The organism is Parasaccharibacter sp. TMW 2.1884, from assembly GCF_023337695.1.
Lineage (GTDB): Bacteria > Pseudomonadota > Alphaproteobacteria > Acetobacterales > Acetobacteraceae > Bombella > Bombella apis.
The window spans coordinates 1-14268 of the sequence record NZ_QORR01000007.1; the positions used below are offsets into that span (position 1 = coordinate 1).

Consider the following 14268-nt stretch of genomic DNA (forward strand, 5'->3'; position numbering starts at 1 on the left):
CCACCCAGGAACGCCCCTCCCTCGTTCAGGGAGAAGAAGGCAGTACCGTTCTTATACAGGACGGTATTTCCGTCACGCTGGAACGAAAACCGGCTCGCCAGACCAGGGCCGTAGAGCAGGTTGAGGTCATCCCCGCCGTTGTCTGTAGAGACAACCCGATTGACGGTAAGTGTGCCCTGCACGGCAGGATTGTTGACCGGAAGAGACGCATTAACGAATTTCCGTATCGCCGCCAGCAGCTGCCCTCGGTCTGTTTTATCAAGAGCAATTCCGGCCGCCTGCACGACCCCGACCAGCTCCTCCTGCACCATGTTCAGCCAGTCGTCAGTGACGACAGTTGCCCCCTCTCCTGTCTGCGGGTCCCCGGCCGTGAAGAAGCCGGGTTGGCCTGTTCCTGTCGTTTTCGGGGCGGGCAGCAGTGAAACCGCTGTCCTGTCATCAATCCGATACGCCACTGTCGCTATCCTCGTATCTGAAAATCAAAATCGTATGGGCGGGCGAGCGTTTCGAGAGCATGCACTCAAGATACCCCCCACCCCAGCTCCGCAGAGGCTCGCCTGCGGCGTTCCAGTTGGCCCGGAACGGCAGGATGAGCGTTTTCGGTAGCGTGACCTCCCAGGCGTAGGCCCAGTCCTGACCGCAACATGGCTGCCCCGCCCTCAGCACGCCCGCCCGGGCCGGGGCGAACTGCCGCACGGTGATGCTGACCCCGCTGCGGGCGGCCAGCCGCCGGTAATAGGCGATGCTGGCCCCTCCTTCATCTGTCAGGGCCGTGATGATGCCGGTCCGTCTCTCTGCCTGTGTCTGCCGGCCGGTAACGCAGGAGTCCGGCAGGCCGAGGGTGGCCTCCCATTCTGGCAGGAACTGCTCCGTCGTCCCGGGGAACAGATCCTCAATAAGGGACGCCGCCCGGACATTGTTCCGCTCATAGACCCTCCCGAGGACGGCGAAGAGCCGTGAATATCCGCCTGAAATGGCGCGGTTCCAGATGGGGCCCGTGGGGAGAAGACTGAGTAGGGCGTTCCTGTAATCGGAAGATGAATAGCGCGGGACCATGTCAGTTTCCGAAATCAATATTGCCTAAGATCGGCATATGGCCGACTGTTTTCCCGCTTACCGCTCCCGTAGGCGCAACGACGGAATATTGAGAAAGGTTGAGCGCATCGAGGGCAGCGTTCCATGCCGACGGGTACACTGTTCCACCGGGGCGGCTGGCCCGCCGGAATACATCGCTCAGGGATGTCGTGATGGCCGCCCTGTTGGCCGCCGTATTGGCCTGCCCGAGGCCAGAGATCATGAAATCGACAGGCTGCGGGATGGGACCGCAAACGATCACCAGGGCGGTCACCGGCTGTTCTTCATATATCAGGTCAGCGACCCTGAGCTGGTCTCCAGTTGCCGCAGGGTAGCGATGGTCCGCACCAGCGGCCCCGTTCTCCCCGACAGGGAAGCCACCGTTCCCGTTGCCATCCTCCATCATCACATAGAGCACGACGGTTCCTGCCCCGAACCCGTCAGGATTAACCCAAGCCCGTGTGACACCGGGTACGGAGAGTGCCCAGTCGATATAATCCTGTGCCCGCCCGTTGCGGCCTGCCGTCCTGTAGGCCGCAAGAACCCTACTGCGGAACGACTCTTCATCTTCCGCATCCGCCCCGCCGGTGAATGCGGCCGTGACCTGCCCGCTGGACTGCACGCCCAGAACAGGGCTGGAGAGTTCCGCAAGAGATCCAAGAGGAACGTTCCCCGCTGCCCCCGTCGTGCTCATGGCAACAGGAACGGTCAGCCGCCCGCTGCTGTCAGCAGTTACTGCTTCTGTTGTCTGTCCGGTGCCCACGCCACCTACCGAGATGGTCGTGTCCGCCGGGATGGTTGACCCCGCCACGGCCTGAAATGTCACCGCACCGGAGGCGGCAGAGGGCGCCTTCCGCACGACACCTTTCAGGTTGCCCCACCCCTCCAGATTTTCGTCAGTCGCTGTCCATGGCACGCCCTGTCGGGCGATCCAGTCGAGGAAGCTGTCGTGCAAATAGGCCATTCCGGCCCAGACTTTTGCGAAAACCCCCAGTACGGAGAACCGGGTCACGTTCGTCACGCCGGGAAGAGTACCGCCTTGCATGTCGCGCAGTATCTGGTTCCGGTGCTCTGTCAGAGTTGGACGGTTAAATGGCATGGCGTAGCCTCCGGCACAAAAAAACCGCCCGCAGGCGGCAGGAAACAGGGGGAAACATGCCCGGTTAAACCGGTTTAACCAGGAGCGTCATGGATGCTGTTCCACGCCAGCGTGAACTGATAGCTCTGGCCAGATCCAGCACCTGGCTCAGTCAGGCTGATGACAAGTGATACGGTATTGTCGGCAGCGGCTGCCCAGCTGGCCAGCACGGTGGTCCGGTCCACAATTCCGTCAGCCTGCATCCAGGCGAGGGCCTCATGCACGACGGCCTCGATCTCCCTCAGGACGGAAGATGATCCGGTCCGGACGATCCGCTTCAGCTGCCACAGGCGGGAGCCGATCAGGTCGCTGTCGATACTGTCCCCCCACCAGCCCCGCCGTGGTGAAAGGGCGGAGTTCACGGCACTGCCGGGAGGCAGCACGCCCACGGCACGATCCTGAGCCGTAAGCTGATCCGGTGCCAGACGGTCGGAGAATAAGGAGATCAGCAGGGCCGTTTTCAGGGGGTTTTCCAGGGCGACATCACCATCGGAGAAAAGAAGGTCTCCGGCCTGTGTGAAGCTGTCGAAGGTCAGGGCGATGTCCGCCATGAGTACGGCCTCCCGGCATAAAAAAAGCCCCCATATGGGGGCTGTTCATGAAGACGCTGAACCGGACATCGTCAGGAAGCTGACCTGTGGCCATCACTGAACCCGATCACGAGGGTACTGCCGACTGCCCGGGCGTAGTTCTGCAAGGTCTTTATGGTAGGTGACCCATTTCCTGCCTCAAGGCGGGCAACGGCTGACTGCGATGTCTTCATCCGTCTGGCAACCTCCTCCTGCGTGAGATGCGCACGGTTGCGAAGGCTCACCATTTCTTCAAGCAGGCTGTATTCTGCGTCTGCCTGGTCATATTCCCGTGCAAAATCCTCATTCTGCATCAGGCGGTTCTTGAGAGCGTGAAGTGCGGTCATGACAGTTCTTCCAGCCTTTTTCGTGCCAGCTCCAGTGCACGCCGAGGTGTTTTCTGTGTTTTCTTGGCGAAGACATGCAGTATGATGACCCTCCTGCCTGTCCATGCAACATAGAGTGCTCTGGCAATTCCTCCCGGGGCCTTGGCTCGTAATTCCCACAGCTTTCCATCGAGATGTTCGGCATGAGGAGACCCCATTTTTTCCAGCCCGACTTTCTCAATCATTTCCATGAGCCTGATCAGCCGTGCCTGGAGTGCAGGCGGCAGCTCTTCTATCTCAGAATCAACGTCATCATTGAGGGTTTCGACAGACCAGTTCATGCCGTCATTCATATCATATATGATATGAATGACAAGGACATCATTCCGGCTGGCCCGTCGAAGCCCCGCCTGCCTGTACACCACCATGGGTATGGCCCTTGCCGGAGATGCCGGCGGCCACGACATCCTTCTCTGCCGTGACGGTGCCGGAGACATGCAGGCTGCCGGTGAGCGTGACTGTCCCGTTGGCAGGAGACAGGGAGATCGAACCGTCCGCATGGAGCCGTATCCGGCTGCCCGTTGGCGGGTGAACCAGACAGACCTCACCGGGCAGGAGATCGTCCGGATAGTTTCTCTGATCCCCCGTGGCGACTGCGACAGGGCGGGAGCGGTCCCCACCCAGAAAGACGACCAGGGCGTCACAGCCAGGGCGGGGACGGGAGACGAACCCGTACTGCTGGAGCAGTGGGACCTTGTCCCTCAGCTCTGACGACGTCAGGACAAGCTGGAGAAGCTGGCCGCCTTTCTGCGTGACGGTATCTGCTGTCTGCCTGCCGATGCTGAAGAGGAAGGCGAGACGGCCTGCGAGACGGGAGAAGGCGGTCATGGCCCCGCTGCCCTCATGGAATCTTCCTGAGCAGCCACGCCCCCCTTCTGTGTCAGCCTGTTGACGATCGGCTGAGGCTGGAGGCTTTCGGCCGTCAGCAGTGTCAGACTGGCCCGCCTGCCGGAGACGCCGCCAATCAGGTTCACGGAACTGACGATCCGCTCCACCGTACTGCCATCCGGCCTGGTCAGCGTGACGGGCTGATTGGGACGGTAGAGTGCCTGCGAGGCATCCCTGTGCCCTGAGACCGTCACCGTGATCGGGCTGGCCCTGCCGGAGCGGCGAGCAACCTCCCAGAGGACACGCCGTGCGGCCACCTCAAAATTGGCATCACCAAGGTCAACAGGGATAAGAAGGGGCCGGTTGCGGGCGATCCCAGGATCGTGGGCCTCCCGTCCAGATTCAGACGCTTTCACCTGAGACACGTAGTCAGCACTGTCCGGCTCCTGGCTGAGCAGCTGGGAGGTCTGAAGGACCGCCCTTATCACGCTGTACCGGCCATCGGTTGACCGCTGCTCAGAATATTCCTCGATCGTGTCACCGTAAGCGAGGGCGGCAGAAGGTGATGTGCTGCCGACCTTCACCAGGCGCACATTACCTTCCGGTGTATCGGTGAAAATCACGCCAACCTGACGGCAGAGGCGGTCGATGATGGCGTAAGGCGTTTCGGTGAGGTTGATGGCAAAGAAGGGGATGACGGGATTGTCCAGCCCCTGGTCCGCCGTGACAGCCACTCCGAAGGGTTTGCAGACAAGGCCCATCATGTCGACCAAAGAGCGGCCCGAGCTTTCATTATTGCCGATGTTGAGGTCGGACGTGACCAATGAGCCGGAACAGTCTGTCAGGTCGAGCGTTTTCGAGGCGATGAGAAGGGAGAGGCTGTGCGCTCTTGCGCTGATGTTCTCGGCGATGGTGACGAGATACCCCGTGAGCAGAAGGTCATCGCCCAGTTTCACTCTGGCTGCCATACCCTCCTGAAGGTTCAGGCTGCTTCCTCCCGGCTGGTGCAGGGTGGCGGTGACGGTGATCTGCCACGGCATGACGTCAATCCCAGCATGATAGCTGTATGATTCCCAGCCTGTCAGCTCCTGCCCCTCCACAGTGACGGTCAGAAGAGAGGCATCTTGGGCGGTGGCTTTCATGCTGATTTCCCTTCAAATGACAATGGCATGAAGGCCGGATGAGGGGCTGACGACCGCCGCACAAGCTCATCGGAGCGGCCCGCATCGGCATAGAGCTGCTGGCCCAGGACGAGGGACGGAACAGGCCTGTTCCGTGTGACTGTCACGCTGTCCGGAAGGACGGCCGATTTCTGCGAAAGGTCCTCAAGGCTTTTTGCGGAAAGATCTGCCAGAGAGCGGTAGAGGTCATCAAGACCATTGTTCCCGGCTGCCGTCTGGAAATCATCGTAAACAGCTGCCATGCGGGAGATCATGGCGTTCCCTTCCGTTGCGGTGGCGGGCTGCCAGTCTGACAGGGCCTCCGCCAGAGGGCCGAGAGCGAGGCATGAGAGAAAGAAGCGTGTCCACGGGACCGCAAGCTGCTGTGCCTCCGAGACCGTTCCAGCCTGCTGTGGCAGGGGGGAGAGAAGGTCTGCCGAAAGGGAGCACAGGGGCTGAGCATGGGGATGCGGGAGCCCTGGAGGGAAAGGTTCCGCCCTTCATTGTAGGCGACACGTTCGTCCCAGGCACCCCAGCCTGCGGGGCTGTCGCCAAAGGCCGTGGAGGCGTTAGGTGCCCCCAGGGCCTCTGCCGTATAGGCGGGGTCGTAGGGTGTCTCGATGAAGGCGGCGAAGACGGCGTTCACGATGGCGGCGTCCAGCTCGGCCGTGTCGTAACGGGCCAGCATCTTCATGCGGGTGATGACGGGGGCGAAGATTCCTGCTCCTCCCCTGTGCTGTCCGGCCTGATGACGCTCGAAATGATGGACGACCAACGGGGTGCCATATTCATCCTCCTTCGGGAAACGCCGCCATGTGACGGACCGGCCTGCCTGGAACCAGTCTGCCTGATGGGCCTCCCTGATGTGATAGGCGACGGGGCTGCCTGTCATTATGTCGATCTCCACGCCGTTCCGGATATTGTCGAGGTCATACATGCTGTTGGGGTTGGAGAGACGGTCCGTATCGACGATCTGCACCGTGGTGGCGTAGCGGCCCCGGCCCAGGGAGACCCGGTCTTCCATCCGGGGGAGGATGGCCAGGCAGTCCTCGTCTATCAGCAGATGGCGCATGGCGAGATGCATCTGCTGGCTGAAGGTCAGCTGACGTTCGGTGTCGTTATGGCGGGCGGGATCATCAGCCCAGTTCCGCCAGTGGGCATCCACGAAGGAACCGAATTCTGCGGCCCATGAGGCATCAAAACGGGAATTGCCGGAGACGTGGCGGAGCCAGCGGTGGTCCGGCTTGGAGACGGGCCGCAGGGAGACGCCCACGGCACTGTCCAGAACCCGGGTGACGGCCCCCGAGGCCCATCCATCGTTGCGGACGAGGTCCCGGATGCGGGCCACCAGCGTGTCTCGTTGGAAGGGGCCGATGGTGGTGTCGCCTGACCACAGCGACGGAAACCATTGCTGCGTGTGCTGGCTGAAGTAGTCCGCCCCGTCATAGGGCAGGTTTGATGGGTTATGCAGCCCTATGGGGCGTGGCCTCTGCCGGAGGCCGGGCACATTTCTCCTGCCGCCCTGCTGCAGTGCGGCACGGCGGGGAGAAAGACGGGTCATGGGAACCTCGAGCGTGGTTAGAAAACGGGACGGAGGGCGGCACGGCGTGTGCCGGGGATGCCCAGCTGGGCCTAGACCAGACGGATGGTCTGGAGGAGCTGCCCGGCATCGGCCGCCCGGTAGCTGACGGAACGGGAACCGTCGCCCTGGGCGTAGGAGACGGATGCGACCTGCTGTCCGGACTGGAGGGCGAGATAGGCGTTCTGGAGGGCCGACAGGTGCTGCCGGAGCTGCTCCGGCGACATGCCTGCCAGGGCGGAGCTTTTCGGGTTGAAAAGGGGCCGCGAGGGGGTAAGCGGGACGGTCATGATGACCTCATTTTCTGGGGAAATTCCACGCACGAAAAAGGCGGCCACCGGGGCCGCCTGAACGAACTGCGAAACTGTAGTGTTTTTATAGAAACTATCTGCGCAGATAATCAAGGGGGAGATGATCGTAAAAATTATTTTAGTGGAAAATATGAATGATAATGATTCTCATTAACTTTAGGGAAAGATTGGAAACATATTCTGGGGGTGCCCCGCTTTTCTGATTGGCAGTAAAGTCAGGGGGCAGCCTTGAGTGAGGATGACGCCATGTCTCGTGGATCAGTGAAAGAAAGTGGAATTCGGGTTCTGGATGCGATGGAGCTCGATCTGGTAGGTGGTGGCAGTGCTGGCGTCGAAGACAATCCCGGATGGGGTGGCTGGTATGATGATGCCGCAGAATACATGCACAATTTTTATGACGGGGATGCCATGCAGGGTTTCTGTGAGGGGGCGGTTCCTGTCATTGTTGGCGGAGCTGCGAATTACCTTGGCAGCAGGGTTCCGGTCATCGGCAGAAGGGTGGCGGGTTTCGTCGCAGCCGGAGTGGGAGGGCTGGCAGCCAAAAAGGTGTGTCCTGCCGTTGCCCAGGCAGGACAGTGGGCGGTGAATGCCATATCTGGCCATCACCATCACCACCACCACCACCACCATCATTGAGGTCAGGTCTTTGTGGAGGCGTACGGGGTACGCCTCCTGCAGGCACCTGCCGGGGGAAGGACATGAGAACCGCCTACATGAGATTTGCCTATAATGTGATGATGTTTCTCGCTTACATGTTGATGGCGCATTTACTGCGGCTCGTTGAGCTGCATTTCCATTTCAGGATGAGTGATTTTCTCTGGGCGTGCTGCTATGCCCTGATGGCGCTGCCCTTCATACTTCTTGAGAGAAAATACCTGCCAAGGAAGGACAGGCCCTGACCTCATGATTTGCCTTCTGCCTTTTTCCGGGCACGGATGGCGATTTCCTGTTCGACATGATGACGGGCCCGCCGCTCGATCACCTGACTGACGATCTGCTGGGCCGGCAGGATTTTGTGATAGCGCGGCAGTACTGGGACGAACCGGATTATTTCCAGTATTTTCCCGGGTGTTCCGGAATATTTATATACGCCAACGGCGTGACCGTTCTCGGCGCGTCCCACGAAATAGCTCCCCCTCTGGCCGTTGGCATTTTTCGGCCCACGTCTTTGGGTCCGCCTCCGGAGGCGGGCGGCTGCCTGGTCCGAGAGGTTCTTGCCAGGATCGTCGTGCAGGCTGAGGTGAGACAGGATACGGCCGATCTCGGACGCTTTTATGTTGCCATTTGCGTCCAGCGGGGCATCCCGCCCGGGAACCCAGAACTGTTTTCCGGACAGTTCTGAAAGGGCATGTTCGGAGGGTTTCATGCCCCGCTGATCCCCGAGGACGTCCGGTGAGAGATAGCGGGCAGCTGCCGACCCTCGATCATAGCCCGGGGCGAGATCTCTGATGGCGATGGCGGCATCCGTCCTGAACGGTCTGGCCTTGATCACCTTGAAGCTGTTCAGGGTCCAGTTGGTCGGATTTTTGAAAACCCTCTTCATTTCGTCCCGGAGAGCTGCCGTACCGTCAAAGGCCAGCTTGTTGACGACGTTCGTCATGTTTCTGTGCAGGCCCCGGCCACGCAGCTCGTTCAGTCCCTCCCTGAGTTTTTTACTGTCGATGGAGATGGTGACTGTCGGTCTGCTCATGACATGTTCCCTGATTTCCTGAGTGAGCCCATGCGGGCGGCCTGCTGCCTGATCCTGGCCAGACGGACGTCGGGTGGCGGTGGCATGGAGGGCGGGGCCGGGGTTTCTTCTGGCGTGTCCTGCAGGGGAGCGGCGGACACCATCACGTTCTCATCCCACCCACGGGCCCATGCGGGCGGAGCGTCCCAGCCGTAACGGTGAACGCCGAAGAGATGGGCCATCACGTCCGTCATGACCATGAGGTCCCATGCCTCGTTCCGGCGGCCACCCCGCTTCTTGTTCCACCGGCCCGAGGGAGAGCGTTCCTCGGCGGAGAGCTGGTCATAGAAGTCGTGGAGCTGGCCCAGCCCGGCAGGGAAATGGACATGCCGTGGACCGGGCATCTGGACGAGCAGGTCTGATGACAGGCGGTCCTTGAACTGGTTGGGGCTGAACGCCCCCAGCGGAACGTCGTTCGTGCGGGCACTGAGGGTCACCGCCCTCTGGCTGTCCGGATAGCGTACGGCCAGGAGTGGGGCGGCCGGTGCGGACATGCCCTTGAGAGGCAGGACATTGTAGACCGTCCGGCCCTCCATCTGGCCGACACGTTTCACGATGCCCTGCTGTCGGGCACGACGCCAGGCAGAATAGGCCTGTGCGGTGACCCCTTCCTCTCCCCCGGAGTCATAGCCCAGGGCCGTGACGCTCATGGCCCGGCCGGATCTGTCGGCCAGCGGGATGGGGGTCAGCATGACATGGCGGATCAGGTGATCCCAGTCGGCGGGGCTGGTGGCGGTTTCCGCCCTGATCTGGCGGTAGTCGATCACCCAGCTTTCGCCTTCGACCCCCCAGCCACGGATGAGAAGCTCGAAACGGTTCGCCTGTACGTCCACGGCGGCGGTGAGCATGCGGACGCCGACAGGGACACGGCCCAGGGCCAGGGACGCATCTTCCCGTAGGGCAAGGGCCTCGCCATCCACGGCACGGAGGTTGCGGGGCGGGGTTAGGGTACGCCCAGGCGTTTGACGATGACGGCACGGTGTTCCGCATCGTCTCCCGTGGCCTCGAAATCACGCTTCGTGCGGACGATCTCACGGGCGAGACCACCGGTGCCGCCGATCATGAAGGGACTCATGAGGCCGGTGATCCAGAAACCGGCGATGTCGGATGGGACGGGCGTGCCGCTGACGGCACCATCCTCACCGATGCGCTGGCCAGCGGCAACCCACAGGCCGTCCCTGTTCATCGTGCGCCGCCAGCTGTCTTCTATCAGGCCGCCACAGCTGGGGCATATGAGAACGGCGTGAGCTTCTATCTCATCAAGGGGGGCGTTCTCATCGTAGTTCAGGACCATTTCACGCTCCGCCCCCGGGGTCGGGCTGGAGAAGGCATTGCAGTGGGGGCAGGGCCACCACCATGTGCGGCGGTCGCTGTCACGGTACAGCTTCATGATGCCGGCATCCCACCCTTTCGGGTTGAGGCTGGCCGCGGCATCCGGGTGGCTTTCCGCCAGGACCATGCTGTCCCGCCCGAAGGTCTGCCGCCGGATGTCGGCTAGGGCATAGGTGTCTTCTCCGGAAGGATCGCAGGCGTCCAGCTCGGTGATGATGATGCGGGGTGCGGATTTGTTGGTGAGGTTGTTGTAGGTGGCGGACAGGAACTGGACCCACATGCCGGCGAAACGCTTGAACTCGATCGACCTGTCTTTCGGCTTGCGGCCAAGACGGGACGCCATCCCCGCATGGAGGCTGATCATCGGCTCGATCTCCGCCTTGACGTAGGCCTTCAGCACTTCGTCGGTCTGGGCATAGACGAGGAAGTCGGCCGGGTCCGTCTCGACTGACTGGAGAAGCCAGTTCTGGCCGACGGTGGTCTTTCCGGAGCGGGCGGGGCCGACGATGGCCGTGGTCAGGTGCGGGCCTGTCAGGCTTTCCATGGGGCCGATGAGGTAGGGGGGCTTCCTCATGGTTCCAGCGGCCCACATAGCCACCGCCACGATTGTCGAGATAGCGGTGTCTGGCGGCGTGTTCTGCCACGGAGACACGGTCGGCCGACAGGTAGTAGGACAGGGCCTCCCGCAGGAGGGCACGGGCATCCGCAAAGGGAAAGTCCTCCGTGAGAGTGTCAGAGAAGCTCACCGGCTTCTCCTTCGTCCTGCGGGGCGGGTTTCCCGGTGGGTTCCCTGGGCGTCAGGCGGCCGAGTATTTCGCCGATCAGGGATTTCTGGAGATCTTCGTACTCCGTCAGCTTGTGGGTGACGATTTCCTGGGGGATGCCATTCTGAATTCCCATGCGTTTTATGAAGTTCCGGCTCTCCGTGCCCAGGCGTGCCAGTACCGACATGAGTTCATCACGGAGGTCATTGGCGGGGACGAGCAGCCCGCAGGCTTCGGCCTCCTTGCGGTGGAGCTGCCGGAGCCTGGCGAGATCTAGGCTCTTCTTCACGTCCTCATGGCGATGCAGTGCCGGCTGTTCCTCCTCGGGGAACAGGTTGGCGAAGCTGAGCTGAAGGCTGGCCAGCTTTTCGTCCCGGTCCGTCTGTTTTTCCAGTTCTGCCTGTTTCTTCTGGTCAAGGAACCTGAAAACGTCAGAAGGACTGAACTTGTATGAAGTTCCGTTGCGTCCACGTGAGATGATCGGGAAGTCTTCGTATTTTTCCATCCATGAAGTCAGCGTGGGAAGAGAAACATTAAGTTCTTTCGCCATCTGACTTTTATTGACTGAAAGAAGATCGCTCACGTTCATTTATGTCATGGATAAAAACAACAAAAACAGAAAGACAGTTTTTACTTATATAAAACTGGGAGATATCGGGGTTCGAATTATCCTCTGGTGGCCATCCCTCAGGAAGGACCCGCGAACTCCGCCGCCCTGATCCGTACCGGACGGTCCGCCCTGAGACGTCGTCTGTCCTCATGGCGGCGCATGGACTGGAGGTGACAGCCTGTCCGGTACGCTGATGGCAGAATTCCCAGAATGGTGGCGAGAGATGCGGCGGCTTCCCTGGCACCGTCAGCCTGAGAACGGCCGGGGAAGAGGGCTTCCGCCAGCGCAGTGAATGACAGCCCCTCGATCAGAAGCAGAACGAGGCGGGACTGGGCGTCATCCCCGAGGATGTCGGCCACGTAGGCCAGCTTTTCCGAGACCAAGGCACGTTCCAGGCCACGGGTATGGGCATCGCCCGGCCCGTCCTGTGAAGGGAGAGGATTTTCCGGAACATCCTTCACGCCGAAACGGGCGAAGAGGTAATCGTTCCGCCATTTTTCGGCGATGCTCTCGGCCTCACTGTTGATGCGCCCGCTCTTCCGCAGTGCCAGCAGGGTGTTGACCCGCCGCCTACGGCCACCGCCGACGTTTTCATAGTCCGGCTTTTTCATCCGCTCCGGGGTGGGAAGAACATCACGCACTGCCGGGATGCCGGGCGTTTTCCTGCGTCTGGCAGCCATCACAGGCCCTCCCCGGTGGCGGGTGAGACATTGAATGGAAAAGTGAGACATTGAGTGAGACATAAAAAACCGCAGTTTCTGTAGTCTTCTATTCTTTCTGTCTCACTTGTCTCATTGTCTCGGCATATATCTCTATCAGCAATTTTTCTGTCGGAGGGGAAACAGCTGAAGGGGCTTTTTTTCGTGAGACAAATGAGACAAAAACGAAAAAACGCCCGCAGCCCTAGAGGGACGGCGGTTTTTTTTGTCTCATTTATTGTCTCACCCAATGTCTCACCGGTGAGACAAACCAGATTTTTGCGGCTTGATGCCCACATATTACCCATCATTGACGCCATCTCCAAACCCTAATTCTTCACCTGATACCCAGATGCAGCCCCTGGCCCTGTTCGCCCCTATCCGGATCTGTTCCTTCGCCTTCCTGGCACTCTCAAAGCGCAGCAGCTCGTATTCGAACTTCTGCCCGCTGTATGGCGTGTCCCTGAACAGGGCCTTGAGAGGGGATGAGCCGGGCCAGAACCAGATGCCGAGACCGGCCGCCTTCCGGGGTGCGGGAACGCCACGCCTGTTCTTCGGCTCATCGGCCCGGATCACCCTGATCCCGTACTGGGCCAGCACCTCCGCCGCGACGATCCGGGAGATGCTGTCTTCGGCCGTTCCGGCAATGTCCGGCCGGGCCGCATCCTCCTCCCCGAGCACACGCCGGATCAGGTCGGCGACAGACCGCCGCTCCGTCGAACGCTGCACCTGCACGATCTGCGAAAGCAGATGGTTCGCCAGCTGCTGGCTGGCATCCAGCATCAGGACATCGGCCTCATCCCTGATGTAGCCTGCCATGGCGTCCACCAGATCGCCCACGGCCCGGGGTGGTGCCCCGTCCCCGGCCAGCACCCAGTAGCCCGTGAGCAGCGCACTCAGCTGGTCGATGTCCCGAGGGGCACACCCCTCGTCTTTCAGTGCGGCACGGAATGCCTCCGTACAGGCCGGGATGATCTGCCAGCCATCCAGGGCACGCCGCCACAGCCGTGCCCCGTGTTCTGTCGCCCAGCCCTGCAACCGCCTGTGGGCCTCATTGTGGTCCGCCCCCAGCCTGGCCCTGTCCAGATCAATGATCGTGAAGCGGCCGAAATGCTGGGCCTTCATGTCCGGCGGGGCGATGGAGGCCATGAGGATGCTGCCTGCGACCTCAATATGCCGGACCTTCCCTTCCTTCCCGCCCCGGCTGCCTTTCGTGCCCTCCCCACCGGAGGCCGAGAGCACGAGGTCGAGCAGGGCACGGGCACCACGCTGATCCTCCTTGTCGGAGGCTTCATCAATGAGTGTCGGCTTCGCCCGCCCGTCCAGGGACTGTTCAATCCCGGCCTTGGTCGTGTCATTCGTGTAAAAGCTCATCGGACAGGCATTGCGGATCACGGCCAGCAGGGAGGATTTTCCAGAACCCGCCGCTCCCGTCAGGAACCCTGCCGGACGCCATGGGATCGCCGCCCCGAAATAGGCACAGCCCAGCAGCCCCAGTACGGCGACCTCTCCACCTTCCCGGCGGAAATTCCAGAGCCGGCCGATCTCCCGCTCCAGATGCAGGACCTCATCCCGGGTGGCCGCTTCCCTGCCGGGGCGGGGTTCCGGCGGGGCGGCGGCCCATATCTGGCTGCCTTCCCGTGTTCCAGCCATGATCGGCCTTTTCCCGATGGGGAACACCTCGTCCCCACAGTGAACGATCGGCCTTCCATCGTCGCCCGGCCACACACCGGGACGGCGGATTTTTATATGGTCGCCATACAAACCAGCCCGACGACATTCCGCCATCAGCCATGCCGACGCCTGATTTTTGTTGAAATCCACGGTGACAAACTCCTCCACTTCGGAGCCGTCAGCCACATCCCTTCATCGAGGAACAGGCTCATCAGATCCTCTCTTTTCCCCACCTGAGAGGCGGAGAGGTCCCGCAGCTGCCCGACAGCATCGAGGAAATAAAACCTGCCTTCCGCATGGCCAAGGGCCGCCACGGGGCACGGGCCAGCTTCCCCGGCCTCCGGCGCATCCTTTATCGCCTGCCTGATCGAGTTGCTCATGAAGCCCCCAGTGCGGCCAGCGTATCGTTAAAATCT

At 61.2% G+C, this 14268-nt stretch carries 17 protein-coding genes and 1 pseudogene; 1 reads left to right on the forward strand and 17 read right to left on the reverse strand.

Annotated elements, in window-relative coordinates; genetic code table 11:
• From DTI93_RS09160 to DTI93_RS09210, 11 genes and pseudogenes are all read right to left on the reverse strand, one after another.
• Positions 1-455: pseudogene (locus tag DTI93_RS09160) on the reverse strand (hypothetical protein); the annotation flags it as partial.
• The gene (locus tag DTI93_RS09165) at positions 439-1056 is read right to left on the reverse strand and encodes a YmfQ family protein (RefSeq protein ID WP_249080604.1); all 618 of its coding nucleotides are present in this window, start codon (positions 1054-1056) and stop codon (positions 439-441) included. The gene DTI93_RS09165 and the pseudogene DTI93_RS09160, both read right to left, overlap by 17 nt.
• Before the next feature lies 1 nt (position 1057).
• A complete protein-coding gene (locus DTI93_RS09170) occupies positions 1058-2173 on the reverse strand; it encodes a baseplate J/gp47 family protein (protein WP_249080606.1) in 1116 nt (371 codons plus the stop codon).
• Positions 2174-2247: 74 nt separating this feature from the next.
• Complete coding sequence (locus DTI93_RS09175; RefSeq protein WP_249080613.1) at positions 2248-2763, reverse strand: phage GP46 family protein; 516 nt, start codon at positions 2761-2763, stop codon at positions 2248-2250.
• Between the two features lie 71 nt (positions 2764-2834).
• Positions 2835-3128, reverse strand: a complete 294-nt coding sequence (locus tag DTI93_RS09180) for a helix-turn-helix domain-containing protein (protein ID WP_249080615.1) — start codon at positions 3126-3128, stop codon at positions 2835-2837.
• Entirely contained in the window at positions 3125-3448 is a 324-nt protein-coding gene (locus tag DTI93_RS09185) for a type II toxin-antitoxin system RelE/ParE family toxin (RefSeq protein ID WP_249080617.1), read from the reverse strand. Before DTI93_RS09185 ends, DTI93_RS09180 begins: the two co-directional genes overlap by 4 nt.
• 40 nt (positions 3449-3488) lie before the next feature.
• Positions 3489-3995 carry a phage baseplate assembly protein gene (locus DTI93_RS09190; RefSeq protein WP_249080619.1) on the reverse strand — a complete coding sequence of 169 codons (507 nt, stop codon included), beginning with the start codon at positions 3993-3995 and terminating at the stop codon, positions 3489-3491.
• Positions 3992-5137 carry a phage baseplate assembly protein gene (locus DTI93_RS09195; protein ID WP_249080621.1) on the reverse strand — a complete coding sequence of 382 codons (1146 nt, stop codon included), beginning with the start codon at positions 5135-5137 and terminating at the stop codon, positions 3992-3994. Before DTI93_RS09195 ends, DTI93_RS09190 begins: the two co-directional genes overlap by 4 nt.
• Positions 5134-5430: a hypothetical protein gene (locus DTI93_RS09200; protein WP_249080631.1), complete on the reverse strand. Its 297-nt coding sequence runs from the start codon at positions 5428-5430 to the stop codon at positions 5134-5136. The genes DTI93_RS09195 and DTI93_RS09200 overlap by 4 nt, the downstream gene beginning before the upstream one ends.
• Entirely contained in the window at positions 5427-6716 is a 1290-nt protein-coding gene (locus tag DTI93_RS09205; RefSeq protein ID WP_249080633.1) for a phage portal protein, read from the reverse strand. Before DTI93_RS09205 ends, DTI93_RS09200 begins: the two co-directional genes overlap by 4 nt.
• A 71-nt stretch (positions 6717-6787) precedes the next feature.
• Positions 6788-7024: a gpW family protein gene (locus tag DTI93_RS09210; RefSeq protein ID WP_249080635.1), complete on the reverse strand. Its 237-nt coding sequence runs from the start codon at positions 7022-7024 to the stop codon at positions 6788-6790.
• 267 nt (positions 7025-7291) lie between these two features.
• Here DTI93_RS09210 and DTI93_RS09215 point away from each other — a divergent pair, with 267 nt between their 5' ends.
• A complete protein-coding gene (locus tag DTI93_RS09215; protein WP_249080636.1) occupies positions 7292-7681 on the forward strand; it encodes a hypothetical protein in 390 nt (129 codons plus the stop codon).
• Positions 7682-7946: 265 nt separating this feature from the next.
• Here the strand turns inward: DTI93_RS09215 and DTI93_RS09220 are convergent, their stop codons facing one another.
• From DTI93_RS09220 to DTI93_RS09240, 6 genes are all read right to left on the reverse strand, one after another.
• Positions 7947-8735 (reverse strand): hypothetical protein, encoded by a 789-nt coding sequence (locus DTI93_RS09220; protein ID WP_249080638.1) that lies wholly within the window; start codon positions 8733-8735, stop codon positions 7947-7949.
• Positions 8732-9694 (reverse strand): terminase gpA endonuclease subunit, encoded by a 963-nt coding sequence (locus tag DTI93_RS09520; protein ID WP_349292524.1) that lies wholly within the window; start codon positions 9692-9694, stop codon positions 8732-8734. Before DTI93_RS09520 ends, DTI93_RS09220 begins: the two co-directional genes overlap by 4 nt.
• Before the next feature lie 23 nt (positions 9695-9717).
• Entirely contained in the window at positions 9718-10680 is a 963-nt protein-coding gene (locus DTI93_RS09525) for a phage terminase large subunit family protein (protein WP_283162750.1), read from the reverse strand.
• A 158-nt stretch (positions 10681-10838) separates the two neighbouring features.
• Positions 10839-11420, reverse strand: a complete 582-nt coding sequence (locus DTI93_RS09230; RefSeq protein WP_249080641.1) for a hypothetical protein — start codon at positions 11418-11420, stop codon at positions 10839-10841.
• Positions 11421-11557: 137 nt separating this feature from the next.
• Positions 11558-12160, reverse strand: a complete 603-nt coding sequence (locus tag DTI93_RS09235; protein WP_249080643.1) for a hypothetical protein — start codon at positions 12158-12160, stop codon at positions 11558-11560.
• A gap of 318 nt (positions 12161-12478) precedes the next feature.
• The gene (locus tag DTI93_RS09240; protein ID WP_249080645.1) at positions 12479-14038 is read right to left on the reverse strand and encodes an ATP-binding protein; all 1560 of its coding nucleotides are present in this window, start codon (positions 14036-14038) and stop codon (positions 12479-12481) included.
• Positions 14039-14268: the final 230 nt, after the last annotated feature.